The sequence below is a fragment of the Vibrio sp. 10N.222.48.A3 genome, assembly GCF_041475345.1.
Classification (GTDB): Bacteria; Pseudomonadota; Gammaproteobacteria; order Enterobacterales; family Vibrionaceae; genus Vibrio; species Vibrio tasmaniensis_A.
Map to the genome: position 1 here is coordinate 1 of NZ_JBFRVX010000876.1, position 1,319 is coordinate 1,319.

Genomic DNA, 1,319 nt, shown 5'->3' on the forward strand with positions numbered 1-1,319 from the left:
GTTCGATAGGTGATTTCAAAGTGGCGTTGATTAAACACATCCAGAAAGTCTTGAAGTGAATGATCGTCGTTGTGTATCGCGCTTAACAACTCTTCATAAATATAATTGGGAATTACCCCTTTTACACCAGAAAGCGCTTCTTTTGCCAATCTCAGCTTTGCCTTGTTTCCCTTTAGCGAAAAGTACTGAATTTCTTGAGGGTTCCCAGTTGGCATTGCCTCAGACTTCAATTGGATCTGTACCTGAGTAGAGCTGTGAGACTGGAGTCGTTCCAATAGTCTCATTGCTTGCGAGAAGTCGTACTTTTCGGGTTGAGTCGTTAGATCTTCGATGAAATGCTTCATATCGGCTTCCTATAGCGATCGATCCAATTGTGCTTATTTTGTGGAGTTACAGGCACAATTGACTACCGTGAATCTTAGGGTATGTTTTTATGAAACCATCTCGCCCATAGAGACGAATCTTAAGTTGAATGTATCTATCAAAACTGCAAAACTGCTGGAAGAAGCGATTCAACACATCGGCAAATGCTAGGTAAGGTGAGGTGGCATCAAGCGTAAGTTCAATCTCGGTTCCGGGCGAGAACACGTTCTTACCCAACACACGAATTGCAGAAACTTGCGAATTGAATGTAATTGAGTGAATCATCTGAATTTCTGTGCTTGATACCTGGTCGCGACTGCACAAACTCAACATATGTTTGAGTTCAGCTACCGGGTTGCTAGATTGCACCAATGATGTGAAGTTGGTGTTCAATAAGCTAATAAATTCCCAGTGGATGTTTTGGTCGATTTCTTTTTTAATCGGCGCAGAGGGCGGGTAAATAGGTGAGAAATCACCGGGTAAATCAATACTCTCTAAGCATTCCAAAGTGCCGATTACACCACAAGCTTGCTTCCCATTAGTACACAGTAACTTGGTACCAAGTAGCTTGCTAAATTCTGTATTTGTCGTGTCCGATAACGAAATCGCTATGCTTACTTCACCAAAGTGATCGTGTTTACTTTGCCAGTAGTCGTAACTTTGGTTATGTGAATACTTTTCTTTAAAAAGTGGAATTAAAGGGACCTCTCCGTTCGGAGTGATTTCATAGACGTTTTGAATTTCAATAATTTCTATATTGTTGTCACTATGAGCGTCGGCATTAACTGGAACGGATAGAGTCCGGTGGTCATATGGGATCGGTTCGCCAGTTTGCTCAAATAAATTAATCGCAGGCACGACATTGAGCTTGAATACGTCTTTATTAAATAGACGAATGAACTCCGATGGCAATGATGACATAAACAAATTAATCACGATTTCAGACTCGTCAAATT

Annotated in this window: 2 protein-coding genes; both read right to left on the reverse strand. The window is 41.1% G+C overall.

Annotation, left to right across the window (positions count from 1 at the left end):
* The coding region (locus AB4653_RS21240) for a type VI secretion system baseplate subunit TssG (RefSeq protein WP_372105262.1) at positions 1 to 344 on the reverse strand (344 nt) is incomplete at its 3' end.
* A 46-nt stretch (positions 345 to 390) separates the two neighbouring features.
* Positions 391 to 1,319 (reverse strand): type VI secretion system baseplate subunit TssF (locus AB4653_RS21245; protein ID WP_372105264.1); only part of this gene is annotated, 929 nt, incomplete at its 5' end.